General features: G+C 75.3%; 24 protein-coding genes and 3 tRNA genes. 6 read left to right on the forward strand and 21 right to left on the reverse strand.

All coding sequences use genetic code 11. From position 1 onward, the window contains the following. Positions 1-276: 276 nt before the first annotated feature. Positions 277-1,326 (forward strand): hypothetical protein, encoded by a 1,050-nt coding sequence (locus AB0F71_RS12820; protein WP_360231877.1) that lies wholly within the window; start codon positions 277-279, stop codon positions 1,324-1,326. Between the two features lie 316 nt (positions 1,327-1,642). Here the strand turns inward: AB0F71_RS12820 and AB0F71_RS12825 are convergent, their stop codons facing one another. The 5 genes from AB0F71_RS12825 to AB0F71_RS12845 form a co-directional block, all read right to left on the reverse strand. Then, positions 1,643-2,821 carry a tetratricopeptide repeat protein gene (locus tag AB0F71_RS12825; protein WP_360231880.1) on the reverse strand — a complete coding sequence of 393 codons (1,179 nt, stop codon included), beginning with the start codon at positions 2,819-2,821 and terminating at the stop codon, positions 1,643-1,645. A gap of 244 nt (positions 2,822-3,065) precedes the next feature. After that, entirely contained in the window at positions 3,066-4,433 is a 1,368-nt protein-coding gene (locus tag AB0F71_RS12830; protein WP_360231883.1) for a lipase family protein, read from the reverse strand. A gap of 258 nt (positions 4,434-4,691) precedes the next feature. After that, on the reverse strand, positions 4,692-6,683 hold the full coding sequence (gene htpG, locus AB0F71_RS12835) for a molecular chaperone HtpG (protein WP_360231886.1): 1,992 nt from the start codon (positions 6,681-6,683) through the stop codon (positions 4,692-4,694). Positions 6,684-6,833: 150 nt separating this feature from the next. After that, the gene (locus AB0F71_RS12840) at positions 6,834-8,495 is read right to left on the reverse strand and encodes an FAD-dependent monooxygenase (RefSeq protein ID WP_360231889.1); all 1,662 of its coding nucleotides are present in this window, start codon (positions 8,493-8,495) and stop codon (positions 6,834-6,836) included. Between the two features lie 154 nt (positions 8,496-8,649). Further along, positions 8,650-8,853: a hypothetical protein gene (locus tag AB0F71_RS12845; RefSeq protein WP_360231892.1), complete on the reverse strand. Its 204-nt coding sequence runs from the start codon at positions 8,851-8,853 to the stop codon at positions 8,650-8,652. A 92-nt stretch (positions 8,854-8,945) separates the two neighbouring features. On the opposite strand from AB0F71_RS12845, the gene AB0F71_RS12850 reads away from it, so the two are divergent. Then, a complete protein-coding gene (locus AB0F71_RS12850) occupies positions 8,946-10,037 on the forward strand; it encodes a DUF5937 family protein (RefSeq protein ID WP_360231895.1) in 1,092 nt (363 codons plus the stop codon). Positions 10,038-10,105: 68 nt separating this feature from the next. Here AB0F71_RS12850 and AB0F71_RS12855 read toward each other — a convergent pair. From AB0F71_RS12855 to AB0F71_RS12875, 5 genes are all read right to left on the reverse strand, one after another. After that, a tRNA-Tyr gene (locus tag AB0F71_RS12855) sits at positions 10,106-10,185 on the reverse strand. Between the two features lie 21 nt (positions 10,186-10,206). Next, a tRNA-Ser gene (locus AB0F71_RS12860) sits at positions 10,207-10,291 on the reverse strand. A gap of 10 nt (positions 10,292-10,301) precedes the next feature. Further along, positions 10,302-10,373: transfer RNA gene (locus AB0F71_RS12865), tRNA-Gln, on the reverse strand. 243 nt (positions 10,374-10,616) lie between these two features. Next, positions 10,617-11,483, reverse strand: coding sequence for a serine hydrolase (locus tag AB0F71_RS12870; protein WP_360232373.1), 867 nt, complete (start codon positions 11,481-11,483; stop codon positions 10,617-10,619). A gap of 116 nt (positions 11,484-11,599) precedes the next feature. Continuing rightward, complete coding sequence (locus tag AB0F71_RS12875; protein ID WP_360231898.1) at positions 11,600-12,547, reverse strand: LysR family transcriptional regulator; 948 nt, start codon at positions 12,545-12,547, stop codon at positions 11,600-11,602. 143 nt (positions 12,548-12,690) lie between these two features. On the opposite strand from AB0F71_RS12875, the gene bla reads away from it, so the two are divergent. The 3 genes from bla to AB0F71_RS12890 all read left to right on the forward strand — a co-directional run bounded on the left by bla (position 12,691) and on the right by AB0F71_RS12890 (position 15,707). Continuing rightward, positions 12,691-13,641, forward strand: coding sequence for a class A beta-lactamase (bla, locus tag AB0F71_RS12880; protein ID WP_360231900.1), 951 nt, complete (start codon positions 12,691-12,693; stop codon positions 13,639-13,641). A 217-nt stretch (positions 13,642-13,858) separates the two neighbouring features. After that, positions 13,859-15,196, forward strand: coding sequence for a hypothetical protein (locus tag AB0F71_RS12885; protein ID WP_360231903.1), 1,338 nt, complete (start codon positions 13,859-13,861; stop codon positions 15,194-15,196). 76 nt (positions 15,197-15,272) lie between these two features. Then, the gene (locus AB0F71_RS12890; protein ID WP_360231906.1) at positions 15,273-15,707 is read left to right on the forward strand and encodes a hypothetical protein; all 435 of its coding nucleotides are present in this window, start codon (positions 15,273-15,275) and stop codon (positions 15,705-15,707) included. Between the two features lie 66 nt (positions 15,708-15,773). Here AB0F71_RS12890 and AB0F71_RS12895 read toward each other — a convergent pair whose 3' ends face one another. Next, a complete protein-coding gene (locus tag AB0F71_RS12895) occupies positions 15,774-16,094 on the reverse strand; it encodes a hypothetical protein (RefSeq protein WP_360231909.1) in 321 nt (106 codons plus the stop codon). A gap of 51 nt (positions 16,095-16,145) precedes the next feature. Here AB0F71_RS12895 and AB0F71_RS12900 point away from each other — a divergent pair, with 51 nt between their 5' ends. After that, positions 16,146-16,862, forward strand: a complete 717-nt coding sequence (locus tag AB0F71_RS12900; protein WP_360231912.1) for a hypothetical protein — start codon at positions 16,146-16,148, stop codon at positions 16,860-16,862. Between the two features lie 110 nt (positions 16,863-16,972). Here the strand turns inward: AB0F71_RS12900 and AB0F71_RS12905 are convergent, their stop codons facing one another. The 10 genes from AB0F71_RS12905 to AB0F71_RS12950 all read right to left on the reverse strand — a co-directional run bounded on the left by AB0F71_RS12905 (position 16,973) and on the right by AB0F71_RS12950 (position 24,262). Further along, positions 16,973-17,143, reverse strand: a complete 171-nt coding sequence (locus AB0F71_RS12905) for a hypothetical protein (protein ID WP_360231914.1) — start codon at positions 17,141-17,143, stop codon at positions 16,973-16,975. A 124-nt stretch (positions 17,144-17,267) separates the two neighbouring features. After that, positions 17,268-18,101, reverse strand: a complete 834-nt coding sequence (locus AB0F71_RS12910; protein ID WP_360231917.1) for a maleylpyruvate isomerase family mycothiol-dependent enzyme — start codon at positions 18,099-18,101, stop codon at positions 17,268-17,270. Between the two features lie 143 nt (positions 18,102-18,244). Then, positions 18,245-19,429: a hypothetical protein gene (locus AB0F71_RS12915; protein ID WP_360231919.1), complete on the reverse strand. Its 1,185-nt coding sequence runs from the start codon at positions 19,427-19,429 to the stop codon at positions 18,245-18,247. Between the two features lie 182 nt (positions 19,430-19,611). Then, positions 19,612-20,217, reverse strand: coding sequence for an RNA 2',3'-cyclic phosphodiesterase (gene thpR / locus AB0F71_RS12920; RefSeq protein ID WP_360231922.1), 606 nt, complete (start codon positions 20,215-20,217; stop codon positions 19,612-19,614). Positions 20,218-20,288: 71 nt separating this feature from the next. Then, positions 20,289-20,816 (reverse strand): hypothetical protein, encoded by a 528-nt coding sequence (locus AB0F71_RS12925; protein ID WP_360231925.1) that lies wholly within the window; start codon positions 20,814-20,816, stop codon positions 20,289-20,291. Positions 20,817-20,935: 119 nt separating this feature from the next. Beyond that, positions 20,936-21,286, reverse strand: a complete 351-nt coding sequence (locus AB0F71_RS12930) for a hypothetical protein (RefSeq protein WP_360231928.1) — start codon at positions 21,284-21,286, stop codon at positions 20,936-20,938. A 268-nt stretch (positions 21,287-21,554) separates the two neighbouring features. After that, positions 21,555-22,259: a hypothetical protein gene (locus tag AB0F71_RS12935; protein ID WP_360231931.1), complete on the reverse strand. Its 705-nt coding sequence runs from the start codon at positions 22,257-22,259 to the stop codon at positions 21,555-21,557. Continuing rightward, a complete protein-coding gene (locus AB0F71_RS12940) occupies positions 22,259-22,798 on the reverse strand; it encodes a SigE family RNA polymerase sigma factor (protein WP_360232377.1) in 540 nt (179 codons plus the stop codon). Before AB0F71_RS12940 ends, AB0F71_RS12935 begins: the two co-directional genes overlap by 1 nt. A 321-nt stretch (positions 22,799-23,119) precedes the next feature. Further along, positions 23,120-23,962, reverse strand: a complete 843-nt coding sequence (locus tag AB0F71_RS12945) for a siderophore-interacting protein (RefSeq protein ID WP_360231933.1) — start codon at positions 23,960-23,962, stop codon at positions 23,120-23,122. A gap of 102 nt (positions 23,963-24,064) precedes the next feature. Continuing rightward, the gene (locus AB0F71_RS12950) at positions 24,065-24,262 is read right to left on the reverse strand and encodes a hypothetical protein (protein ID WP_360231936.1); all 198 of its coding nucleotides are present in this window, start codon (positions 24,260-24,262) and stop codon (positions 24,065-24,067) included. Positions 24,263-24,305 lie beyond the last annotated feature (43 nt).

The raw sequence follows: 24,305 nt of genomic DNA on the forward strand, positions 1-24,305 counted from the left end.
CCCCGGCCCCCCCCCCCCCCCCCCCCCCCGCGCCCCCCCCCCCCCCCGCGGGGGCCCCCCCCCCCGGGGGGGGGCGGGGGGGCCCCCCCCCCCCGCCCCCCCCCCCCCACGGCCCTCTCATCGCCTGGACCCTCAGCGCCAGTACTACGCACACCAGGAGACATCCGTCCCGGGTGTGACGGCCGTCGAGCGGCCCCGGCAGCGCGGCGCGTACCGGGCCCGGGCTCACGAGCAAGCGTCCTTGCCCTGCGGCGGGGGCCGCGCATACTGGCGGCCGTGTCGAGCGCCGATGCCCCCCAGCAGCCCCCTTCCCGCGAACCGGAGCCGGCAGTGCCGGGCCGGGCGACGCCCGATCCGTTCGAGGGGCTCGTCCTGGACGAGCGGTTGATCGGGGAGGCCACCGTCAAGGAGCCGACCGCCCGGACCCGGATGCTCGCGGCGCGGTGGCGGGAGGAGCCGCCGGTGGACCCGGGCGGCCGCCGCTGGACGCCCGGGGCCGCACCCGGCGCGGCCCGCGGCGCGGCCCGCTCGCGGTGGATCCGGCGCGGGCGTCGGCGCACCGTGCTGATCACGGCCACCGCTTTCGCGGCGCTACTGGCCGTCGCGGTCGGGATGGACCCGGCCGGGGTGCTGAACCGGGACGGCCGGTCGATGCGCAGCCCGCGGCCGGTGCCCGGATCGCCCCGGCCGACCGTGGACGTCGCGCTGCCCGGCGGCGGGGTCTCCGACGGCACCAGGTGCGGCACCAAGGGCTTCCACCACTTCGAGCCGGCGCCCGCGTCCTTCACCTTCGCCGGGTCACCGACCGACACCCCGCCGCCGGGACCCCAACTCGTCCTCAGCGCCTACGGGTTCTCGCGGGGCGCGGCACAGGACCCCGGGCACTTCACCATCGGTCTGGGTCTCGCCCCGGGCCCCGGCGGCCACGCGCTGGACCTGTCCGCGCCGCTCGGTCCGCAGGGCGTGGCGGTCGAGATCGAGGGCCCCGACGGCCTGGTCGCCGGGGCCCACGGCCTCCCGCTCACGCACGGCGACGGCGACGGCGACGCTCCGTCCGACCCGGGCGGCACCGTCCACGTCGGGCCCGAGGGCGGCGCGTCCGTACAGGTGACGCTCCCGGCCGCGGCCCTGTGCCCGGGCTTCGACGGCTTCGCCGTCCAGCAGCGGCTGACGGCACCGACCGACTCGAACAACACCGTCACCGGCCAGCCGCCCTACCGGCTCACCGTCTCCATCGCCGATCCGGCGATCGGCGCGCTGCGGCGCCAGCTGGGCTCGACGGTGCCGGGCGACGTGCTGGCGACCGACAACCGGGTGCAGCGGTAGGGCGGTACGGCGGTCCGCCCGGTGTTCACAGGCTGCGGGGGCGCGGGGCCGAGGGGCGTGGCCCGTCAGGGGCGGGTCAGCGCCGCGAGTTCGGCCTCGACGGCCACCGTGGACGGGTGCCGGGCGCCGAAGTGCTCGCGCCAGGCGGTGGCGCAGCGGGTCAGCTGTTGTACGGCCTCGGGGTGTCGGCCTCGGGCGTGTCTGACAATTCGCGTCGGATCAGCGCGCGGCGTTGGGGTGCGTGCATCGCAAGGCGGAGGATGGGGGCACCTCCCGGCCGAAGGCTGGGGGAGCGTCGCGCGCCCGGCGGGAATTGTCAGACACGCCCGAGAGCGGCGAGGGCGCGGCCCAGGGTGGTGGCGGCTTCCAGGGCCCGGTGGTTGTCCGGGTGGTAGTGGGCCCGGGCGAGGTCGACCGCGCGCCTGGCCCGGGCCTCGGCCTCCTCGGGCCGGTCGAGGCCGAGCAGGGCCTGGGCGGTGAGGAAGCCGAACAGCACGGCGAGCGCTCCCCCACCGATCCGCGGGTTGTCCGCTTCGGCGTCGGTGAGGACCTGGAGCGCCTCCGCGGGCCGGCCGAGGGCGGTGAGACTGCGGGCGAGGCCGGCGGAGAGGCCGGTCCCGGGGTGGCGGGCCAATGCCGTCCGGGCGAGGGCCTCGGCCTCGGTGTGCCGGCCGGCGCTGTTGAGGGCGAAGACCTGCGCGCTGGTCACGGAGCGGCGGAGCCTGTCGTCGTCGGGAAGGTCGGACAGCAGGGCCTGGTACTCCCGTTCGACCTGGTCGTGCTCGCCCAGGACCGCGAGTTGCTGGAGCCGGTGCGAGCGGGACGCCAGCAGCAGCCGGTGCCGCTCGCCGAGCACGGCCGGGGCGGCGGTCAGGAGCGTGGTGTACTCGGCGGCGGCCTCACGGTGGCGGCCGAGGCTGTTGAGCGCCAGCGCCCTGGCCCTCCACGCGCGCACGCGTACCAGGTCCACGGCGGGGTGCGCGGTGAGCACGGCGCGCGCCAACTCCTCGGCCTGGTCCGGGCGTCCGGTGGCGATCAGGACGCGTCCCAGCAGGAACCGCAGCTCGTGGACCTCGTCGTGGTCCTCTCCCCGGGCCGCGACGGCGAGCGGGAGGACGGCCCGCAGCTCGGGCTCGGCCTCGTCGTAACGCCTCGACTCGACCAGGGCGCGGCCGAGCACCGCCCGCAGCCCGCGGACCTCGTCGTGGTCCTCTCCCCGGGCCGCGACGGCGAGCGGGAGGACGGCCCGCGCCTCGCGGCCGGCCTCCTCGTGGCGTCCCAACGCGCCCAGGACCGCGGCCCGTTCGCCGCGCGCGGCCAGGGTGGCGGGCGCGTGCGGGCCCAGGTGGTCGGTGCGCAGCTGGATGATCTGCCGCTGGACGGCTTCGGCCTGCGGCCACCGGCCCGCGGCCGCGAGGCGGACCGACTCGTCGGTCAGGGCGTCCGCGAGAGCGGCGGCGCGCCGCTGGGACCGGTTTCGCCACCACGCCGGCATGTCCGCTCCTCTCCCCCGGTCGTCCCGTCGCCCCGGCCCCTTCCAGGGTGCGGCGATGATCATAGTGGCGCACGGGTGCGGGCCGGACAGCGGGACGCGGGGAGGGCGGGGATCACCTGGCCCGGCCCGCACCCGGCCGCGTCCGGGGAGGGGCGCAAGCCGTCGTACCGGGGTGCCGAGTCCCGTTGCAGTACCCCGGTATGACGGTGGCCGGTGCTGCGGGTGCTTCTCGTTCCCGTCCGGGTCAGTGGGTGGGGGTGGGCTGTTGCGGGGTGAGGGGGTTGCCTGGCGGTATGTGGCCGCAGTCGGAGGGGGCGGGGCGGCCGGCGAAGCGGTCGTCGAGCCAGGCGAGGGCCTGCGGGGCCCAGACGACGGGAACGCCGAAGTGGCTGAGGAGGTCGTACTGCTGGTAGGAGACCGGGCTGGTGCCGGTCGCGCAGTACTGCCGGGCGAGTGCCCGGACGTCCCCGGCGACCATCACGCCGTCGCCCGTGCCGATGCCGGCCGGGCCGGCGAAGGTGCCCTCCAGGAAGCCGCCGTTGCCCTGGGCCATGGCGCCGGGCACGGTCGGGGTGGGGGCCGAGCCGAGGTTGTTCCGGTTGATCGCGTCGACGAAGGGCGGCACCGAGTTCGGGTCGGCGTACTGGGGCTTGGCCATCGCCTTCCAGGTCAGCCCGGGGTAGTGGCCCAGGGCGTCGACGATCGAGCCGTGCTCCAGCCGCTGGTAGAGCGAGCGGCCGTAGTCGTTCAGGTAGGGCATGAGGTCGATGCCCAGGGAGCGCGAGACCCCGATCACGGACAGCGGGATGATCCCGCTCCACGCCAGCGAGCCGTCCACGTAGCCGAGGTTGTGCGCCGGGTCCACCAGCAGCCCGCCCACGGTGTAGCCGACCAGCTTGGCGTTCACCTCGGGCGCGTAGCCCGGCGCGAGCGCGGCCGCCCAGCCCGTGGCGACGGCGCCGCCGGAGTACCCCATCAGCCCGAAGCGGGTGTCGGGGCCCATGCCGGTGGCCGGGGACCGGGTCGCGGCCCGGATCGAGTCCAGGGTGTTGGTCGCGTACTCCGGCCCGGCCGCGAAGTCGGCGTTCTGGCCCTCGGTGTCGGGGATGACCACGTTGTAGCCCTGGGCGAGCAGCGGCACCAGGAAGACCGCCTCGATGTTGGGGATCGCGCCGCCGAGGCTGAGGTCGCCGGCCACCGCCCGGGAGGGGCCGTCGCCCGGGTCGAGCGAGTCGTAGAAGGACTGGTACGAGACGGCCTTGCCGCCGTCCCCGGTCAGGCTGCGCACCACGGTGGTGACGTTGGCGGACGGGCGGCCCTGCGCGTCGGTGGTGCGGTAGAGCAGTTGGACCGCCGTCACCGGGGTGGGCAGCCCCAGCACGTGGTACGGCAGGGTCCGCGTCTTGAGCACGGTGCCCGGGGTGAGCGAGGCCAGTGGCGTGCTGCCGTCGTAGGCGTAGAAGGGGTCGCTCGCGGCGGCGGAGCGCGGGGCCGCCGTGGCCGCCGCTCCAGCCGTGGCCGCGGCGGCCGGGCCGACGGTGACGGCCGTGGCGGTGGCGGCCAGGGCGGCGGTGACGGCGGCGGCGAGCAGCCGGGACGTGCACGTGCGCATGGTTCCCCCGGGTCGTGGGATTCCTGGTGGTCCGTCGGAGAACGCCGGGTTACCAACTGGTAGGCAGCGCCCCGGAGAACATCATGTCGGCGGCCCGGCGCACTGTCCCCTGGCCAGGTCACAAAGATTCCGGACGCGGCTTGTGACCGGTCACAAGCTGACACCCCGTACGACACCCTGTACGACACCCCTGTGCGACACCCCCGTGCGGCGGCCGGCCCGGGGTACGGCCGGCCGCCGCGGTGACGGGCTGCGGGGTTACAGGCTGTGGGTGAGGTGGTCGGTCAGGAGGCGGGTGAAGCGGGCCGGGTCGGGCAGGTCGCCGCCCTCAGCGAGCAGGGCGCTGCCGTGGACGAGTTCGGCGATGTCGGCCAGGGCCGGGTCGTCGGACTTCGCCCGGTGGGCCCGGTGCAGGGCGGTGACCAGGGGGTGGGTGGGGTTGAGCTCCAGGATCCGCTTCACGGGGGGCAGTTCCTGACCCATCGCCCGGTACATCTTCTCCAGGGTGGGGGTCAGGTCGTGGGCGTCGCCGACCAGGCACGCGGCGGAGGTGGTGAGCCGGGTGGAGAGGCGGACCTGCTTGACGTGCTCGGCCAGGGTGCCCTGCAGCCAGGTGAGGAGGTCGGCGAAGTCCTCCTCGCGCCGGGCCTTCTGCGCCTTCGCCTCCTCGTCGCCGTCGCTGTCGGCGTCGTCGCCGAGGTCGACCTGGCCCTTGGCGATGGACTGGAAGCGGTGGCCCTCGAAGGCGGGGACCTGGTCGGTCCAGACCTCGTCGACGGGGTCGGTGAGGATCAGGACCTCGTAGCCCTTGGCGGTGAAGGCCTCCATGTGCGGGGAGTTCTCCACCATCTGACGGTTCTCGCCGGTCAGGTAGTAGATGGTGTCCTGGCCGTCCCTCATCCGCTCCACGTACTCGCGCAGCGTGGTCGCCTTCTCCGGGTCGGCGGTCGAGGCGGCCGAGACCAGCGGCAGCAGCGCGTCGGTGTTGTCGCGGTCCTCGATCAGACCTTCCTTGATCACCCGGCCGAACTGCTCCCACATCGTGGCGTAGGCCTCGGGGTTGGTGGCCTGCATGTCCTTGAGGGCGCCGAGGACCTTCTTGACGAGTCGCCGGCGGACCGCGGTGATCTGGCGGTCGTGCTGCAGGATCTCGCGGGAGACGTTCAGCGACAGGTCGTGGGCGTCGACGACACCCTTGACGAAGCGCAGGTAGTTCGGCATGAGCGCGTCGCAGTCGTCCATGATGAACACCCGCTTGACGTACAGCTGCACGCCCCGCTTGGTGTCCCGGGAGAACAGGTCGAACGGCGCGTGGGCGGGGATGAACAGCAGCGCCTCGTACTCGAAGGTGCCCTCGGCGCGCATGTGGACGGTCTCGGCCGGGGGCTGCCAGTCGTGGCTGATCTGCTGGTAGAACTCGTGGTACTCGGCCTCGGTCACCTCGCTGCGCGGGCGGGCCCACAGGGCCTTCATCGAGTTCAGCGTCTCGAGCGCGCCGGCGGGTTCGGCGCCGTCCACGGCCTCGTCCGCGGCACCGTCCACGGTCTCGGCACCGTCCGAGGCGGCGGATCCGGCGGCAGGTCCGGCGGCGGGTTCGGCGGCCATGCGGATGGGCCAGCGGATGAAGTCCGAGTACTGCTTGACGATCTGGCGGATCTTCCACGCCGCGAGGTAGTCGCCGAGACCGTCCTCACCGTCGGCCGGCTTGAGGTGCAGCGTGACCGAGGTGCCCACCGGCAGGCCGTCGACCGGCGCGATCGTGTAGGTGCCCTCGCCGTCGGACTCCCACGCGGTGCCCTGCTCGGTGCCGGCGCGGCGGGTGTGCAGGGTGACCTTGTCGGCGACCATGAACGCCGAGTAGAAGCCGACCCCGAACTGGCCGATCAGGTTCTGCGCCGCTTCCGCGTCCTTGGCCTCCTTGATCCTGGCCAGCAGGCCGGCGGTGCCGGACTTCGCGATGGTGCCGATCAGGTCGACGACGTCCTCACGGGTCATGCCGATGCCGTTGTCCCGCACCGTCAGGGTGCGGGCCTGCCGGTCGACCTCCAGGGTGATGTGCAGGTCGGAGGTGTCGGCCGCGAGGTCGGTGTCGGTGAGGGATTCCAGGCGGAGCTTGTCGAGGGCGTCGGAGGCGTTGGAGATCAGCTCGCGCAGGAAGATGTCCTTGTTCGAGTAGATCGAGTGGATCACCAACTGCAACAGCTGGCGGGTCTCCGCCTGGAACTCCAGCGTCTCGGTCGGGCTGGCCACGAGGGGTCTCTCCTTTTCGTGTTCGTGCGCACCACGTGGTGACCAGGCAAGGATACGGAGGCCGGCGGTGCTCGGCGAAGGCCGGCCGGTGACGACTGCGGCCCGGGTCAGCCGCGTTGCGCGGGAAGGCCCCTCGCGCGATCGCCGGGATCACCGCGCCCCTGGGGTGCGGAAGACGCGGGCCAGGTGGGCGGTCAGGCCCTCGGCCGTGGGTGGGTGGAGGCGGGCGCCCAGGTAGCCGTCCGGGCGGATGACGAAGGCCGTCGGGCCGTCCTGGGTCGCGTAGGCGCGGGCGAACTCGCCGCGGGTGTCGCGGTACACCGGGAGCTGCGTCCCGCCGGCCGGGCGCCGTGCGCCGTCGGCGAGGATCACGCAGGAAGATGTCTGATGACCAGTCAGTTCGCTTGCGAGGGAGGCGAGTTCGTCGAATCGGGCGGTCGACTCCCGGCCGGTGCCGTACAGCAGCAGCACGTGTTCGCCGACCCGCAGCACGTCGTACAGGCGCTGCGGGTAGGTGGCGATCTCCCCGGTGAGGCCGGCGCAGTCGGGGGCCCGGTCGCCGGGGCGGGGGGCCGGCCCGGCGTCGGCGGCGGCATCTGCGTCGGCGGCGGCATCGGCATCAGCGTCCGGGGGGCCGACGATCGGGCTGTCCCGGTAGCCGACGAGCAGTTGGGCTTCGCGCAGCAGCAGGGTCGCCGGGTCCTCCGGGTCGGCCTGGACGCCTTCGGCGGCGTGTCGGACGGTGCGGCCGACCACCTCCTCGCCGACCGGGCGGCGTTCGGCGTCGTAGCTCGCGAGGAGGTTCTGCCGGGCGGCGCCGCCGATCGTGAGGGCGAGCTTCCAGGCGAGGTTGTAGGCGTCCTGGATGCCGGTGTTCATGCCCTGCGCGCCGGTGGGCGGGTGGATGTGCGCGGCGTCCCCGGCGACGAGGACCCGGCCCTCCCCGTACCGGTCCACCAGCCGGTGGCTGATCCGGAAGACCGAGGACCAGCGCATGGCCGAGGCGGTGGTCGGCTGCGGGGAGAGCCGGTCCAGGACCGCCTGGACGTCGGGCAGCGCCGGGCCCCGGCCGGCCCCCAGGCCGTGCGCGATGCCGGAGGCGGCCGGTGCTGCCGACAGCTCGGGCGGCACCGGCATCGACATCCGGTAGCGGCCCCGGCCGGGCAGCGGGATGCAGACCAGCAGGTCGTCGACGCGGCCGTCCTCGGCCCGGTGCACGGCGCGCACGCCGTAGCCGGAAGGCAGGTCCCAGTCGACCTCGACGTCGGCGAGCATGTACTCCTCGGGAAACGCCCCGCCCCGGAAGCCGAGCCCGAGCCCCTTGCGGACGGTGCTGTGCGCACCGTCGCAGCCGATCAGGTACCGGGAGCGGACCTCCTCCTCCCCCTCGGAGGTGGCCAGGCGGCTGGTCACGCCGTCGTCGTCCTGGGTGAACGACACCAGTTCGCTGCGGCGCTCGATCCGGCCCCCGAGGCGGATCAGGTGCTCCTCCAGGATCCGCTCGGTCTCGTACTGGGGCAGCGCCGCGAAGCCGTACGGCACTTCGGGCGGCAGCGCCAGGTCGGTCCGGAGCTGCTCGGTGCCGTTCTCGTAGAGCAGTTGCCCGCGCATCGGGACGGCGGCGTCGAGCGCGGCCCGCACCAGCCCCATCCGGTCCCAGATCTCCAGCGTGCGCGGCTGGACTCCGACCGCTTTCGCGAACGGCAGCCGCTGCGGCAGCCGTTCGACGAGCCTGCATCCGATCCCCCGCCTGCGCAGTTCCACGGCTGCGGTCAGGCCGACCGGTCCGGCGCCCACGACGAGTACGTCCACTGGAAACCTCCCGGGTGCGTCCCGGTACGTCCCCCCTGGTCCACTTCCCATGGTGGCGGGCCGGGCGGGTGACGGCGACCGCGCCACGGCCCCGGCCCCGGTACTGGCCCCGGTACTGGCCCCGATACTGGCCGGCCGGTGGGCGCAGGGCCCGTCAGCCCTGGGCGCTCAGCCAGCGGCGGAAGGCGAAGCGCAGGCGGCCGGGGGTGGGGCGGCCGGCGACGACCGCTTCGAAGCGGCGGTGGTCACGGGCCGCCCGGAGCACCGCGAGGTCGTGGGTGCCGGGGGCGGGCGGGGCCGGTTCGGCGTGCTGGGCGGCGCGGTAGCTGTCCAGGAGGTGCTGCTGCAGTGCGTTCATGCGCCCACCGTGCACCACGGCCGCCCCACCGGTCCCGCCGATTGACGACCCCCGTCAAATGACGTGATCAGCGGGCCCGGCACCATGGAGGGGTGAGCGTGACCATTGACATCACCGGACTGCCGCACGAGCGGATCGCCTTCCACCCCTCGCCGCTGGCCGAGCTCGGCAACGCGCTGCACGTGCTCGCCGAGCCCGCCCACCACCCCCGCCTGCACGCGTGGACGACGGCGACCGCCGGCACGCTCGAACCGGAACTGGCCGGCCGGATGCTGGAGGCCGACTTCATGTGGCGCTCGACGCGCTCCGACCTCCTGATGCCCGCAAGCCCCCGGCAGACCCTCGCCGAGGAACTGGACGACCTCGACCGGATGCCGGACGAGAAGTTCGTCGGCGCCGCCCTGGAGATCTCCTGCAGCACCAGCCACTACCCCAAGGGCCTGCCCTCGCCCCTGGTCGACGCGTGGTCGCGGCGCCGCGCGCTCGACCTGGCGGCGGCCCGCGGCCCGCACCAGGCGGCGTTCGTCGAACGGATGCTCAACGACCCCACCGGCACCCGGGCGTGGATCCGGCGCCTCCTGGAGGACTGCGACCGGGCGTTCTTCGCCGACACCTGGCGCCGGGTCCGCGTCCAACTCGCCGCCGACGCCCGGCAGAAGACCGAACTGCTACGCCGCAAGGGCCTGGCGGAGGCCCTCACGGCGGCGTCACCGGCGCTGAGCCTGGAGGAGGACGAGCACGGCAGCCGCATCGTCGTCGACAAACTCCTGCACGGGCGCACCGACGCCCGCGACACCGCCGTCACCCTGCTGCCCAGCGTCTTCGGCTGGCCGCACCTGTTCACCCTGTACGGGCCGGGCTGGCAGCCCGTGATCCAGTACCCGGCCGCGGCCCACGAGATCGGCGGCGCCGAGCCGGTGGAGACGGTCAGGCTGCGCCTGGACGCGCTGACCCACCCGATGCGGATGAACCTGTGCCGCAACCTGGCGCGCGCCGCGTACTCGACGAACGAGCTGGCCGACGCGTACGGCCTCACCGCCCCCGAGATCTCCCGCCACCTCGCCGTCCTGCGCAAGGCCGGGCTGCTCGTCACCCGGCGCCGGGGGCGCTACGTCCTCCACAAGCTCGACATCTCCGTCGTGGCCCGGATCGGGAGCGACTTCCTGGAGTCGGTGCTGCGCTGAGGCCCGCCCGGCGCCGGGGGCGGCGGGCGGTGGTGGTGGTGCGTGGTGGTCGGTGCGCGGTGGTCGGGTGGGCGAGGGCGGATTCGAACCGCCACAGCCGAAGCGGGGGTGTTACAGACCCTTGGGCTCTCCAGTGCCCAGCTCGCCCGTCGAACTGCTCGGTGGTGCGCGGAGAGTGCGCGGATCGAACGCGCGCGGGCTGTCACCCGACGACGGCTTAGCAAGCCGCTGCCTTACCACTCGGCCAACTCTCCAGGTACTGCGCTGCCGGACGAGGATTCGAACCCCGATCGCCTGATCCAGAGTCAGGTGTGCTGCCTGTTGCACCATCCGGCACGGTGGGCGGCACACGAAAGGGCCGCCCGGGCGGGGACGCGGCCCCGGGGCGGCCCGGCGAAAAGCCGGTCAGCGCGCTACGAGGACGTCCCGGTGAACCGGTGACTGGAGGAGCGCTGATACGACTGGACACGGGTGGTGGTGTTCACGGCGGCGCTCCTTCCTGGGCCTGTGCGGCGCGATGTGCCCACTGTGCCGGACCCCCGGCGGCGCGGACAACCGGTTTTACGCGGACAACCGGTTCTATCCGGCCCGACCGGCGGTGGCCGCGCGGGCCCGGAGGGCGTCGACAGCGAGGCGGGCAGTGGTGCCGATGGCCGCGTCGGCGGCGGGCAGGGTGATGGTGGTGGCCGCGGCACGGGTGAAGACGGCCAGGGCGTAGCGGCCGCCGTCGGGGTACTCGACGACGCCGACCTCGTGGCGCAGCGTGGGGAGGGTGCCGGTCTTGCCGTGGACGCGGACGTCGTCGAAGGGGAAGCCGGAGGCCAGCCGGTGCGGCCAGACCTGGAGGCCGAGGAGGCGGCGCAGGGCGGCGCCGTGGTCGCCGGGGCAGGCGTCGCCGTACCAGAGCGCGGCGAGCAGGGTGGTCATGTCGCGGGGGGTGGTGTGGTTGGTGAAGGCGGGGTCGAGGACTCTGAGGCGGGCGACGACGGCGGGGTCGACCGGGGAGTCCGGGCCGGTGTCCTCGGCGAGGGCGGCGCTGAGGTCGCGGAGTTTGTGGACGGCGACGGTGCGGGTGAGGCCGAGGTCGGCCATGGTGCGGTTGACGGCGTCGAGGCCGATCTCGTCCCACAGGGTGTCGGCGGCGGTGTTGTCGCTGACGGCGGCGGTGAGGTAGGCGAGGTCGCGCAGGGAGAGGCGGGCGGGGTCGAGCATGGCGGCGAGGCCGGTGCCGCCGGGGGTGCGGCCGGTGGCGGGGACCTCGACCTGCCGGGTGAGGTCGATCCGTCCGGCGGCGGCCTCGCGGTAGAGCGTCACGAGCAGGCAGACCTTGTGGACGCTGGCGGTGCTGACGGCGGTGTCGGCGCCGAGGCCGATTTCGGCGCCGGTGTCGAGGTCGCGCGCGTGCAGCCAGCCGGTGACGCCCGCGTCGGCGAAGGCCGCGGTGATGCGGGTGCGCGCGGCACGGCTGTGCGGGGTCCGGTCGGCGGGCGGGCGGGCGGCGGACGGGCTGTCGGCTCCGGTGCGGACGGCGGACGGGCGGTCGGCTCCGGTGCGGTCGCTGGTCACAGCGGGAACTCCATTGCGGGCCGGGGGTAGAGCGGGCGGTGGGGCGGTTGGGGCAGCAGGCCGCCCGGTCCGGTCAGCGCCTCGTGGGCGGTGCGGGCGAACAGCCGGACGGCGGGCCCGCCCCGCCCGGCCGGCCAGGCCGTGGAGGTCCGCCAGGCCAGCGGGGTGCCGGTGAGCGGACGCCAGACTGTACCCGGTGGCGGCGCGGTGCGCGGCACCAGGGCGATGGCGCTGCCGGTGAGCACGAGCGCGCCCGCGACGTCGGGCCCCGGCGGGTCGACCACGGCCTCGGGGGTGCAGCCGTGCCTGGTCAGCGTGGTGAGCACCTCGTCGTACAGGGCCGGCGCGGTGGCGCGCGGGAAGAGGACCAGGCGCAGGCCGGTGAGTTCGGCCACCGCGAGCTCCGGGCGGTCGGCGTACGGGCTGCGCTCGGCGAGCAGGACCCCGAGCGGCTGGTGCAGGACGGGGCCGAAGGCCAGTCCGTCGGCCGGGCAGGGGTGGCGGACGACGGCGACGTCGACGGTGTGCTGGGCGAGTTCGCGCACCACGGCCGCCACCGGCACCTCCCGCAGTTCGAGCCGGGTGCCCGGGGAGGCGGCCTCGAAGCCGGTGAGCAGCGCGGCGAGGGTGGCCGGCCCGAGGTCGGGCGGGACGGCCGCGCGCAGGGTGCCGGCCCGTCCGCTGCGCAGGTCGGCGGCGGTGGCGAGGAGGCGGGCGGCGCTGTCCAGCGTCTCCTCGGCCTCGGCGAGCAGCAGCCGGCCCGCCGGGGTGAGGTCGACGCCGCGCGGGCCGCGGTCGAAGAGGGTGACGCCGAGTTCGCGTTCGAGGCGCTGGATCCGCTGGGAGAGCGAGGGCTGGGCGATCCGCAGGCGCTCGGCGGCGCGGCCGAAGTGCCGTTCCTCGGCGACGGCACGGAAGTGGCGCAGGTGCCCCAGCAGGTCCATGGGCAGCCATCATAGGTGTTTTCTTATCGTCCACTTCACGATTGCGGTCTTGGACTGGGGAGTCGGCGGCCTGGTTGGCTGAGCGCGACGGCGCGACCGCACCGGCGCGGCCGTGACGGCACGAACCACCTGGGAGAGCACTGATGACGTCCGACCTCCACCGCCCCCGCATCGCGCTGCCCGCCGTGGCCCTGTTGGCGGCCGCCCTGATCGGCGGGTGCGGCGGGGCGGGCAGCACCTCGACGGCCTCCGGCGCGGCGGCGGCACCGGTGGCGGGGACGGCACCGGTGGCGGGGACGGCACCGGCCGATGCGGCGGACGCCTCCTTCGCGGCGCTGGAGCAGCGCTTCGGCGCCCGGCTCGGCGTGTTCGCGGTGGACACCGGCAGCGGCCGGGAGGTCACCCACCGGGCCGACGAGCGGTTCGCGTTCGCCTCCACGATCAAGTCGCTGGCCGCCGGGGCGCTGCTGCGGAAGGCGTCCGACGCGGACCTGGACAAGGTCGTGTCCTACCGCCAGGAGGACCTGCTGGAGTGGGCGCCGGTCACCTCGCAGCACGTGGCCACCGGCATGAAGCTGCGGGACCTGGCCTCCGCCTCCATCCAGTACAGCGACAACACGGCGGCCAACCTGGTCACCGCCGAGCTCGGCGGCCCGGCGGCCGTCCAGAAGTCCCTGCGGGACCTGGGCGACTCGACCACCAGCGTCGACCGCACCGAACCCACCCTCAACGAGGCCACCCCGGGCGACACCCGCGACACCAGCACGCCGCGGGTGCTCGCCACCGACCTGCGCCGCTACGTGCTCGGCGACGTCCTCCCGCCGGACCGGCGCGGGCTGCTGACGGACTGGCTGGTCGGCAACACGACCGGCGGCCCGTACGTCCGCGCGGGGGTGCCCGCCGACTGGCGGATCGGCGACAAGACCGGCAACGCGGGCTACGGCACCCGCAACGACGCCGCCGTGGCGTGGCCGCCGGGCGGGCGCGCCCCGATCGTGATCGTCGTCCTGTCCGACCGCGGCAAGGCGGGCGCCAAGTCCGACGACGCCCTGATCGCCGAGGCGACGAAGACCGTCGTCAGCACCCTCGGCTGACGTCCGCAGCCGCCCGGGGCCTCGCACCCCTTCCTCCTCGGCGGCCCCCGCACCCAGCGGTACACGGCGGCCATGGGCGCGATGCTGCGCGGCCCACCGCCGACGCGGAGGCGGCCGAGGAGGCAGGGGCGGCGGGTGGCGGAAACCGGGTTGCCCGGGGGGTGGTCGGTCGAGGATCATCCTGGGGTTCTGTATGCCCTCTGACCTCGGGAGACACATGACCAGCGAACTGTCCGAAGCCTGGGAGCTCTGCAAGTCCGGCGACTCGCAGGGATCGATGCGGGTGCTGCGCTCCGCCGCGGACCGGCTCCCGCCCGCCGAGGTCGCGCCGCTGGTGGCCCGGCTGGCCCAGGGCGCAGGTTTCGAGGACCTGGCGCAGGCTTCGACGGCGCTGGCGGCCCGGCCCGGGGAGGTCGAGCGGCTCTACGACTACGGCTACGCCTGCGTCGAGCGCGGCATCGACGCGGTGGCCGTGCCCGCGCTGCGGGAGGCGCTGCGGCTGGTCCAGGCGCCGCCGGCGGCCGCGGTGCGCGGCGGCCTGTTCCGCCGCAAGGCCAAGCCGCAGGCCGGCCCGCCGCTCGGGCTGCGCAAGGTGCTGCTGGAGCTGGTCTCGGCCCTGGAGGGCTGCGAGCGGCACGGCGAGGCCCTGGCCGTGCTGCGCGAGCACGACGAGCGGCTCGACGACTGGCCGGACCGCTACCTGACGGTCTACAACGCCCTGATGGACGGTCAAATAGCCCTGGCGCGTGAGGTGTTCGGGGCGATGTCGGCCCCCGAGGGGGTCTGGGTGGGGCCGGGGCAGCGGGTCGGACGGATGCTGGAGCGGGCCGCGCAGCTGCCGCCGGTCGACGAGCGGGACCTGCGGGGTTGGCACTACGTGCTCACCGGCGGCCTGCTCACCACCCTCTCGCCGCACGGCTTCGAGCAGGGCATGACCGGCCGCTGGGCCTACCTCCAGGACGACTTCGGGCACTGCCGTTACGGTCTGGAGCGGCTGCGCGCCGTCCTGGCCGCCACCGGCCGCGAGCCCGACTCGGTCGCGCTGCTGGCCGACCGGGGCAGCCGGGCGCTCGGACTGGCCGCGGCGCGGCTGCTCGGGGTCCCGGCGGCGCCGTTCCAGCCGGGCACGCCGGGTGCGCTGGTGGTCGCGTACGACCTGAACGAGTGCGATCCCGCCGTGGTGGCGCAGCTGAACGAGCGGGTGGCGGGCCAGCTGCTCTTCGAGCACGCCACCTGCTGGACGGACCCGCCGACCGTGACGGCCGATGTCTCCACCCTGCTGGGGCAGATCGTGAACGCCCCGTGGGAGCCGGGCCTGCAGTTCGGCGAGGACGGCGAACCGGCGGAGGCCGGGCCCGACCCGCGCTCGGCCGAGGAGCTCGCCGAGGCGATCCTGGCCGCCGCCCCCGAGGCGTCGGAGGGCGACGGCGGGACCCCGGCCGACCCGGACGACGTCCTCACGGCCTTCGCCGCCCGCGCGGCCGGCTGGCCCGCCGCCGGTCCGCGCGACCGGGTGCGTTCCGCCGGGCCGGTGCGCAGCTCCCGCTTCGCGTGACGGCCCGCCCCACCCGCCGGAACGAACAACCCCCCTGGTCACAGGCCTGCCGGTGCCACCTGGGAGGATCTGCGCCATGACGACCGACATCCGCCGCGCGGCGGGCACCAGAACCTTCTCCGACGTCCTGCTGTCGATGGTCGGCCTGCGCCGGCCGAGCACGGAGAAGGACCTGGCCGACCTGCGGGCGGGCACCACCTTGCAGGTGGCCTGTTCGAGCCCGACGCTGGGCACGGTCAGGATGCTGCCGGTCGGCAAGGGGCGCACCGTCGCGCACACGGCCTCCGGCTACCTGCACCTGACGGCCGGCTCGGTGGCCTGGCGCAACCGGCGCACCGGCGAGGACGTCGCCCTCCGGGGGCCGTTCGGCCTGTCGGCGTCGGAGCAGCGCACCCCGCACCCGAAGATGGCGCGCTTCGACCTGGTGGCGGACGGCGCGCAGCACGTGATCCTGATCCCCAAGGCCGATGTCCCCCTGGTGACGCAGGTGCTGGAGGCGGTCGGGCGGTAGCGCGCCGGGCGGTAGCGCGGCCGGCCGGTAGCGCGTCGGGGCGGGGCGGGGGTGTACGGGGTGCCGTCAGGGGGCCCGGTGGCCGTCGCCGAGCATCAGGTCCGTGCCGCCCAGGAAGGTCAGGCCGGTGGCGCCGTTCAGTTCGGCGGGGAAGCGGGCCAGGGCGAGTTGCAGGGCCTGCAGCGGGTCCACGCCGAAGATCTCGGTCACCCGGTCGCTGATGTCCGGGTGACCGGTGATGCGGCACGGGCAGGACCAGTCCGGTCCCTGCGGATCCCGGCGGGGCGCGCCGAGTTCGAGCAGCACCGGGGACCGCGTCCCGTCCGGGGCGGTGTACAGCAGTTCGCGGTGGGCGATGACCTGGCCGATGTCGTGTGCGGTGCTCATCGGAGCAGTACAGCACCGTGGCACGACAGTGCAGGCCCTAGGCTCGCCCGCATGGGTCGTGACGGGCAGGGAAGTGACGGTGGGGTGCGGGTACCGGTGCAGGTGCCGGTGCCGCCGTTGGGCGGTTACGAGGCCGGGCGGCTGTTCCACCGGCTGTTGCAGTTGTTCCTGCGGGACTCGAAGGAGGCGGGGCAGCCGGTCGGCCGGCACCAGTACCTGCTGGGTGGCGTGGTGCAGTTGCACGAGCCCGCCCGGGCGCAGGGCGGTGACGCCGGGTCGGAGCAGCCGCGCTGTGCGTGCTGCGGTACGCCGTACCCGTGCCGCACGGTGCTCGGCGTGGCGGTGAGCGCGGGGTTGCCGATCCCCTGGGACTCCCCCGCCGCCGTGGTCCCGGCGCTGCGGGACGCGGGGCTGGAGCCCCGGCCGGGCGGTGAGGTCACGGCGGAGCAGGTGCGGTGGACGCGGGGCTGGGACGCGCGGCGGACGGCGCACGGGGCCTGGGAGATCGGCATCGCGCTCGACCGGGGCGAGGTGGAGACCCTGGCGGTGGCGGACGACGCGGCGATGGCCCGCTACCTGGCCGTGGCGGCGGTGGCCCTGGGCAGCCCGTACCCGTACGGCTGGGCCGAGGACGAGGCCGAGGCGGCGGCGGTGCGCCCGGCGGCGCACGCGCAGGTGGCCGAGTGGCGGGAGCGGGTGCGGCTGCCCTTCCTGGACGTGCACCGGCAGTACGGGGCGGACGGGGCGGACGAGGGCGAGGCGAACTGACGCCTCGGCGGCGGTGGCCCGCCCGTCCCGCGCGAACGGCGCAGCAGAACCGCGGCGTCCGTACGGGACGAGCAGGACGGGCAGGACGGGCGGGGCGGGGGCGGGGCCCGCTACCTGCGGTTCTCCCTGTCCTCCTCGCCCTCCGGCGGCAGGCCGACCTCCTCGCGGTCCTCCTCGGTGCGCTCCTCCAGCTCGGCCTCGTCGGGGCGCCGGGGCAGGCCGCGGCCGTGGCCGGTGTCGGGATCGCCCTCGACGTCCTTGTTCGACTTGTGGTGCGACATGGGGATCCTCCTCGGCCGGACGGCGCCTGGTCGGGTACGGGTTCGGTACTCGCCCCCTCCCATCACCTCTCCGGGCCCGGCGGCCCGCAAGTCGGCCGGGGCGCGGTGGGTCGGGCGGGCGGGTTCAGGGGGCGGTGAACAGGGCGGGGAAGGCCGGGGCCAGCCAGGGGCGGCGGCCCCAGGCGAGGACCTTGCCGCGCAGCAGGGCGTCGGTGGCGCCCAGGCGGCCCAGGGCGATGAGGAAGAACGCCACCGGCTCGGTGAGGATCGTGCAGTCGGGGCGGCGCGGCGGCTGCGGGCTCACCGTGGCGGCGCCGTCCGTGAAGGTCACCGCGAAGCCTTCCAGGCCGCGGATCCGCAGGCGGTAGCAGGCGTTGTGGCCGGCCGCGGCACGGGGGTCGACCACCCGGGGCATGGCGGCGCGCAGGAACGGCAGCGTCAGCGCGACGCGCCGGCGGTCCAGCGGGTGCGGGCGGCCGAGGGCGCGGGCGATGTCGTGGAGGTGGGCGAGCATGTGGGTCAGCAGGTAGGCGGTGAGGGTGTCCAGGTCCATCGCGCCGAGCGGGGTCGTCACCGGTGCGGTGCCGGGGCGCGGGGTGGCCGCCGCGGTGAACTCCCGTGCCTGCTCGGCGATCTGCGCGGCGAGGACGGCCGGGTCGCGCCCGGGCCGGGCGGCCAGGGCGGCCGCGTTCGCGGCGGCCAGCGAGCCGGGGGTGCCGTCGCCGTAGGGACGTTGAGCGCCGGCGGCCAGGGCGGCCATCAGCTCGTTGGCCATCGCGAGGTGGGCGGCGGCTTCGGCGACCGTCCAGGCGGATCCGGGGACGGGGGTGTCCCCGTCGCAGCCGGCCAGCAGGGCGGGGGCCTCGTCGCCGACCTCGGTCACCGCCCGCAGGAGCGCGGTGCGGTCGGCGCCCGGGCGGGCGGCGCCGGGGCGGTGCGGGGGCTGCGGGGCGTTCATGGGGGTGAAGCGTGGCCCACTGCCCCGCCGCTGTCCAGGGGTGCGGCGCGGTCAGCGCGGGGACGGGGCCGGGCCCCCGCCCGGCGGGCGGGGGCCGTCGGACTACCGGGGCCGTCGGACGGCCGGGGCGGTCCGGCGCTCGGTCAGTGGGCCACGATCTGGAGGTTGGCGCCCTGGCCGGCGGTGCCGCCCACGTAGAAGGTGTGGCCGTCGGGGCCCAGCGCCAGGCCGGTGAGGTTGTCCTCGTCGAGGTCGCCGGCGCCGTCGGCGGGGACGGGGGCGCCGGTGGCGGTGTCGAGGGCGAGGACGGAGGTGCTGCTCGCGCCGTAGTTGCTGTCGGCGAGGTAGAGCCGGGTGCCGTCGGCGCTGACCTGCGGGTTCTCCAGGACGTCGCCGCCGGTGGCGGGGTGGAAGGTGGTGGTGACGGTGTCGGTGGCCGGGTCGATGACGGTGCTGGCGCCGCTGCCGAGTTCGGCGAGGCCGAACAGGCGCTTGCCGTCGGGGGTGAACGCCAGGTTGTAGTCCAGGTTCGTGGCGGTGCCCCGGACGGTGCCGGCCACGGTCGGCGCGGTGGCGGCCGCGGCCACGTGGACCACGCCCTGGCTGGTGCCGACGTACACGTCGCCGGTGCCCGGGCGGGCCGCGGGGGCGCCGACGTAGGGGGCCGGGACCTGGACGGAGGCGGTGAAGGCCCGCTGCGCGGTGGCGAAGGCCAGGATCCGGCTCTGGCCGTTCTGCCGGTAGGCGGTCGCGCCGTTCTGGGAGACGTACAGGGTGGATCCGTCCGGGCTGAGGGCCAGGCCGGAGGTGGAGCCCGTGCTCCAGCCGGCGGGGCGGGGCTGGTCGGGCAGGGCCAGGGTGGCGAGCAGGGTCAGGGTGGCGGTGTCCACCACGCTGAGGCGCTGGCCGTCGAGGACGTACAGGCGCGAGCCGTCCGCGCTGAGCGCCGGGTGGGCGCTCCACTGGAGGGCGCCCAGGGCCAGGCGGGCGGTGACGGCGCCGGTCTGGGTGTCCACCGTCTTCACGGTGGAGGTGTTGTCGGCCTCGGTCACCACGACGTAGGCCTTGGCGCCGTCGGGGCTGACCACCGGCACGGCGCCCCGGGCGCCGACGGCGACGGTCGCCTCGGTGCCGGACAGCGGCGCGGCGGCCGCGGTGGCGGTGGTGCCGGTGCCGGACAGCGGCGCGGCGGCCGCGGTGGCGGTGGTGCCGGTGCCGGACAGCGGCGCGGCGGCCGCGGTGGCGGTGGTGCCGGTGAGGGCGAGCAGGGCCGTGGTGGCGGCCGCGGTGAGTGTGGCGGCGGTGCGGCGGCGGGTCGTGCGGGACATCGGTTTCCCCCTGGTGGAACGTACGGTGCGGTGCAGTGTGGTGGCAGGCCTGGCGGGCCTGGCGGACCTGGCGGGCCGTCAGTGTTGGGCGACCTGCGGACCTGCGGTGCCGGGGGCAGGCTAGCCGACGCGGGCGAAGATCTGATCGACGTACGGGCGAGCGTACGGTGACCGTTCGTCGGTTACGGCTCGGCGGGGACGCTGCCGGGGGCGGTGCCCAGGTGCCAGGCCTCGATGTCGCGGTAGTGGATCGGGCCGGGGCCGCGGCCGGTGTTGCTGCCGACCAGGTGGAGGCGTTCGGCCCGCCAGGGGCGGCCGTGGAAGCCGGTGAGGCCGGCCGCGGCCAGCGGGACGCTGGTGGGGTCGTCGCGGCGGGCGCGGGCCAGGGTCAGGTGGGGGCGCAGCGGGCGCTCGTTGAAGTCGATGCCGCAGGTCCTGGCCAGGGTGCGGACGTCGGTGGCGAGTCGGTGCAGGGCTTCGAGGTCGCCGCCGATGTCGGCCCACAGGAGGCGGTCGTCGAAGTGGCCGCCGCCGTGCAGGCGCAGGCGCGGGGCGGGGTGCGAGGGGGCCAGGGCGGCCAGGGCGGTGCGCAGCGGCGGTACGGCGGTGGTGGGCAGTTCGCCGAGGAAGGCGAGGGTGATGTGCCAGTCCTCGATCCGGTTCCACCGCAGTCGCGGGTAGGCGGTGTAGGCGGGGGCGAGGGCGTGGGCCAGCTCGTCCTTGGCGTCGTCGGGTGGGGCCAGGGCCACGAAGACGCGCCGGGTCGGGGGCTGGGGGTGATCGTCCACGGGGGATTTCTAGCACCCCGGCCGTCGGGTGGGTCGGGGCGGGGATCAGGGGTGAGGGCCAGGGGTGGGGGTCAGGGGGCGGCCGGGGCGAGGTCGAGGACGACCATCTTGTCCGTCCGGTAGCTGTCGAGGTCGGGGTGGTGCCACGACTGGCCCGCGCGGATCCGGTGGAACCTGAACGTCGCGTTCGTCCCGTTGGCGGCGACGATGCAGCGCACCGGGCCCGGGTGGTCCGCTCCGGTGAGGAGGCGGCGGAACTCCAGGGCGAGGGCGGTCCCGTGCAGGAGGAGGAGGCGTTGGTCGTCCTCGGAGATCTGCGGGGCGTCGTCGACGATCCGGACCTCGACGGGGACGTGGTCCTCCAGGTGGAAGGAGCTGTCGGCGCACTCCCAGGCGGTGAGGTCGGTGAAGGCGGCGGGCGCGGCGTCGGCGTCGCCTGTCGAGTCGGCCCAGGTGAGGACGGCTCCGCGGCGGGTGATCCCGTGGGCGAGGCGGTCGCGCAGGCCGGGGGCGAGGCCGCCGGGCGGCGTCAGGGCGGCCGGGTGGTCGAGCACTCCGAGCGCCTGGGCGGCGGCGTCGTTCATCCTCAGCGACAGCATGCGGCCCATGGTCGCAGCCGCAGCGGGCGGCACCGGGGGCAGGTCCCGGGCTGGGGTCCCGGGCAGGGGCCCGGGCAGGGGCCCGGGCAGGGGGCCTGGGCGCAGGTCCTGGGCGGGGGTCAGTCTCCTTGGGACCAGGCGGCGACGGGCAGTGAGAGGTAGACGCCGAAGTCGGTGAGCCCGGTCGCGGCGCGGATGTTCGCGTGCAGGGTGTCCACGCGTTCCTGGCGGTCGGCCGCCCGGCTGGCGAACCACTTCGACTTGACCTCGATCACCACCGCCAGGCCGCTGCGGTCCAGCGGGCCCAGCGGCCGGAACCGCAGTTCGACGTCGCCGGGTCGCAGGTCCCCGTCGTACGGCTCCTCGGGGCACTGCACGGCCAGGGACACCAGGTGCGGCAGCACCGAGCCCAGGTCGCGCAGGGTGGACTCGGGCACGGTGGGCGCGTGGGTCACGTCGACGAGCGGCATGTCCGACACCCTAAGGCGGGTCTGACAATTCCCGCCGGGCGCGCGACGCCGGGGCACGCACCTCGCCGCGTTGTCGTCAGTCGCCGATGGCCCCCAGCCTTCGGCCGGGAGGTGCCCCCACCGCATGGACTCCCTCCTCCGCCTTGCGATGCACGCACCCCAACGCCGCACGCTGATCCGACGCGAATTGTCAGACTCGCCCTAGAACGCCCGGCCCGGGCCGGTGGTGCCTCCCGCGGACCGGCCGCAGGAGACACCAGTGCCGGGGCTACAGGCTCTTGCTCGCCAGCAGCTTTCCCTGGGCGTCGTACGCGGCGAGCCTGATGCCGGTGAGGGGCTGGGGCCGGCCCTTCCCGGCGCCGGTGGGCTTGAGGGCGGGCGCCCAGGCGTAGCCACTGGCGTAGCCCGGGGTGCCGGGGAGCGAGGCGACGGTGGCCCAGTGGGCCTGGCCGTCGAGTTCGACGGTCATCCGGGCGACCTGTCCGGGCCCGTGGTAGACGAGGTTGTACAGGCCCTGCTGGTCGGGGCCCGCGTAGTACTGCACGGTGAGCTCGGTGGTGGCGCCCGCATCCCAGGAGTAGCCGCTGCAGCCCGGGCCGCTGCCGTAGGAGGGGGCGTCGTGGATGCAGATCTCCCGGTCCTTCAACTGCATCCACCAGTCGGGGCGGCCCAGTGGCAGTTGCCGGCCGGGCTCGGCGACGACGGCCTCGGGGGCCACTCCCGCCGGGAGCAGCGGGGCCTGGGTGGCCAGGGCCGCGGCCGGGGCGAGGGCCCCGTCGCCGTGCCGGGCGGACAGCACCGTGCCCGTGCCGACCGCCACCGCGAGCGCGGCCGCCACGGCCGACGCGCCCACCGCCATCCGCCGGCGCTGGCGGCGGGCGTGGATCCGTACGGGCTCGGCGGACCAGTGCGCCACCGTGAGCCGGGACGCCTCGTCGCGCAGGGCGCCGCGCACCATGTCCTCGGTGTCCATCAGCTGTCGTCTCCGTTCGTGCCGTCGGTCGTCGAACCGCTGCCGCCCGCGTAGGGGGCCAGCGCCGGATGGGTGCGCAGTTTCGCCAGGCCCCTGCTGGCCTGGCTCTTCACGTTGCCCGGCGAGCAGCCGAGGATCTCGGCGACCTGCTGCTCGCTCATGTCCTCCCAGTAGCGCAGGACGACCACGGCCCGCTGGCGCTGCGGCAGTTGGGCCAGCGCCTGGAGCAGTACCGAACGCTCCTCGACGTCGCGGTGGTCGGCGCCCGCGGTGTGCGCCCGGTCGGGCAGGACGGGCACGAGCAGTTGCCTGACCCTACGGCGCCGGTACCGGCTCAGGTTGTTGTTCACCAGGGCCCGGTGGACGTAGGCGTCCGGCTCCTGGAGGCGGCTGATCCGGGGCCAGTTCCGGAAGGCCTTCGCGAACGTCGCCTGTACGACGTCCTCGGCCTCGTGGTGGTCGCCGGTGAGCAGGTAGGCGGTGCGCACCAGCCGTGGCCAGCGCGAGGCGGCGTACCCCTCGAAGTCGAGCTCCCGCAGGCCGGGGCCGCCCGCGGCAGCGGGGGCGGGCCGGGGCCGGTCCTCCACCGGGGCGGGCAGTATCCTCGCGGTCATCCAGTTCCTCTTCACGTTCCGCGCGACGGCCCGACCGGGCCATCGCTCTGCCCTACTCACCGCCGCGACGGCGCAAGGGTTGCACGACGGAACCGAATCTCCGCCCGGGGTTCCACGCGTCCTGGCGGCCGGAGGGCGGGACGCGCCACAGGGGGGCGCGGGGGCGGGCTGCGGCGGGTCACCGAGGGCCCGCGGCCGCAGGCCCGGCGGGCGCGGGGTACCACCGACCGCCCGCCGGGGCCCGGGTCAGCCGGCCTGTTCCTGCTCGGCCTCGACCTGGGCGTTCCACTCGCGCTTGACGGCCCGCCAGGCCTCGTCGCTCTGGCCGAGCCGCCAGTAGCCCGAGACCGACAGCCGCTCGCGCGGGACGCCGCGCTCCACGCGCAGCAGGTACCGCAGGTCCTTCACGAAGCCGGCCTCGCCGTGCACGAACGCGGACACCGTGCCGGCGGGGAACTCCAGGGCACCGACCGCCTCGACCAGCGCCCGGCCCACCGGGCGCGCGCCGCGGTGCAGCCAGTGGACCGCGGCCCGGGCGGGCGAGCGGAGCTTCTGCTCCTCGGCGGCGTCGGCGACCTCGACGAAGGCGTGCACCACGGCGTCGGCCGGCATCCGCTCCAGCGCCGCGGCGATCGCGGGCAGCGCGCTCTCGTCGCCCGCCAGCAGGTGCCAGTCGGCGTCCGCGTCGGGGGCGTAGCCGCCGCCGGGGCCCAGGAAGCGCACCGTCTCGCCGGGCTGCACGCGGGCCGCCCAGGGCCCGGCGAGGCCCTCGTCGCCGTGCACCACGAAGTCGACGGTCAGCTCGTGCAGCGCCCGGTCCCAGGCCCGCACGGTGTACGTCCGGGTGACCGGCCGCTGCTCGGGCGGGAACTCCTCGCGGATCCGCGCCAGGTCGAAGGGCTCGGGGTAGTCCACGCCCTCGGGGGTGAAGAGCAGCTTGACGTAGTGGTCGGTGAACTCGGTGGCGTCGAAGTCCGCCAGCCCCGCGCCACCGAGGACCAGGCGCACCATGTGCGGGGTGATCCGCTCGGTGCGCAGCACCCGTGCCTCACGGGCGCGCGGTGTCCGGCGGGTCGGTTGCTCTGCCATGGTGCCCCCTGGGCCGTGTGGTCGTCGCACTGCCTGGTTAGGCTTGCCTAAGTTAGCACTTCTGGGGCGGCGTCCGGCCCGGGGGTGGGGGTGTGGCGGTGCTCAGCGCGGCGGGTCGATCCGCTCGACCGGGCCGAAGTCGCGGAAGGTGCCGCGGGTGCGGACCTGCACGCCGCCCAGGTCGGTCTTCCGGTCGAAGCGGACGGTGCGGCCCTGGGGCGTGTCTTGTGGATCAGGCCAGGCCCGCGACGCCAGGGCACGCACCTCGCCGCGTTGTCGTCGGTCGCCGATGCTCCGCATGGACCCCCTCCTCCGCCTTGCGATGCACGCACCCTGACGCCGC

Origin of the sequence: Kitasatospora sp. NPDC028055, assembly GCF_040637885.1 — a bacterium.
In the GTDB taxonomy this organism is placed as follows: Bacteria; Actinomycetota; Actinomycetes; order Streptomycetales; family Streptomycetaceae; genus Kitasatospora.

What these genes read in the sequence shown, in the direction of transcription:
- AB0F71_RS12825 (WP_360231880.1), bottom strand. Translation starts at nt 2,821, where the DNA reads ATGCCGGCGTGGTGGCGAAACCGGTCCCAGCGGCGCGCCGCCGCTCTC.
- AB0F71_RS12830 (WP_360231883.1), bottom strand. Translation starts at nt 4,433, where the DNA reads ATGCGCACGTGCACGTCCCGGCTGCTCGCCGCCGCCGTCACCGCCGCC.
- AB0F71_RS12845 (WP_360231892.1), bottom strand. Translation starts at nt 8,853, where the DNA reads ATGAACGCACTGCAGCAGCACCTCCTGGACAGCTACCGCGCCGCCCAG.
- AB0F71_RS12875 (WP_360231898.1), bottom strand. Translation starts at nt 12,547, where the DNA reads ATGGACCTGCTGGGGCACCTGCGCCACTTCCGTGCCGTCGCCGAGGAA.
- bla (WP_360231900.1), top strand. Translation starts at nt 12,691, where the DNA reads ATGACGTCCGACCTCCACCGCCCCCGCATCGCGCTGCCCGCCGTGGCC.
- AB0F71_RS12885 (WP_360231903.1), top strand. Translation starts at nt 13,859, where the DNA reads ATGACCAGCGAACTGTCCGAAGCCTGGGAGCTCTGCAAGTCCGGCGAC.
- AB0F71_RS12890 (WP_360231906.1), top strand. Translation starts at nt 15,273, where the DNA reads ATGACGACCGACATCCGCCGCGCGGCGGGCACCAGAACCTTCTCCGAC.
- AB0F71_RS12895 (WP_360231909.1), bottom strand. Translation starts at nt 16,094, where the DNA reads ATGAGCACCGCACACGACATCGGCCAGGTCATCGCCCACCGCGAACTG.
- AB0F71_RS12900 (WP_360231912.1), top strand. Translation starts at nt 16,146, where the DNA reads ATGGGTCGTGACGGGCAGGGAAGTGACGGTGGGGTGCGGGTACCGGTG.
- AB0F71_RS12905 (WP_360231914.1), bottom strand. Translation starts at nt 17,143, where the DNA reads ATGTCGCACCACAAGTCGAACAAGGACGTCGAGGGCGATCCCGACACC.
- AB0F71_RS12910 (WP_360231917.1), bottom strand. Translation starts at nt 18,101, where the DNA reads ATGAACGCCCCGCAGCCCCCGCACCGCCCCGGCGCCGCCCGCCCGGGC.
- AB0F71_RS12915 (WP_360231919.1), bottom strand. Translation starts at nt 19,429, where the DNA reads ATGTCCCGCACGACCCGCCGCCGCACCGCCGCCACACTCACCGCGGCC.
- AB0F71_RS12925 (WP_360231925.1), bottom strand. Translation starts at nt 20,816, where the DNA reads ATGCTGTCGCTGAGGATGAACGACGCCGCCGCCCAGGCGCTCGGAGTG.
- AB0F71_RS12930 (WP_360231928.1), bottom strand. Translation starts at nt 21,286, where the DNA reads ATGCCGCTCGTCGACGTGACCCACGCGCCCACCGTGCCCGAGTCCACC.
- AB0F71_RS12935 (WP_360231931.1), bottom strand. Translation starts at nt 22,259, where the DNA reads ATGGACACCGAGGACATGGTGCGCGGCGCCCTGCGCGACGAGGCGTCC.
- AB0F71_RS12945 (WP_360231933.1), bottom strand. Translation starts at nt 23,962, where the DNA reads ATGGCAGAGCAACCGACCCGCCGGACACCGCGCGCCCGTGAGGCACGG.
- AB0F71_RS12950 (WP_360231936.1), bottom strand. Translation starts at nt 24,262, where the DNA reads ATGCGGAGCATCGGCGACCGACGACAACGCGGCGAGGTGCGTGCCCTG.